The organism is Paraburkholderia sp. BR14320 (assembly GCF_040948665.1).
Classification (GTDB): Bacteria; Pseudomonadota; Gammaproteobacteria; order Burkholderiales; family Burkholderiaceae; genus Paraburkholderia; species Paraburkholderia youngii.
In genome coordinates this window covers 1-340 of record NZ_JBFPKG010000300.1, presented here as the reverse complement: position 1 = coordinate 340, position 340 = coordinate 1, and the positions used below count along the sequence as shown (strand labels likewise).

At 62.1% G+C, this 340-nt stretch carries 1 pseudogene; it reads right to left on the bottom strand.

Annotation, left to right across the window (positions count from 1 at the left end):
- Nucleotides 1-253: pseudogene (locus tag AB3X89_RS40395) on the bottom strand (ABC transporter ATP-binding protein); the annotation flags it as partial.
- Between the last annotated feature and the right edge of the window lie 87 nt (nt 254-340).

Below are 340 nucleotides of genomic sequence, written 5' to 3'. Positions count from 1 at the left end.
TCGCGTAGAACGCGATGTAGCCCAGGTCCAGCAGGCCGGCAAAACCCACCACCACGTTCAGGCCGAGCGCGAGCATCACATACAGCATCGCGAAGTCGAGCACGCGGACCCAGTAGTTGCCGCCCGCCGCACCGATGATCATCGGCGCCGCGATCACGAAGATCGTCGTCAGGATGCCGATGGTCAGCGTCTTCGTGCGGTTCTTTTCGGGAATGAGCGTCGTGGACGGCTCGATCGGTTGAATTGAGGTCATGATTGTTGACTCCTTGTGGCCCGGGATCAGGCACGATCCGCGACACGTTCGCCGAGCAGACCCGACGGACGGAACACGAGCACGACG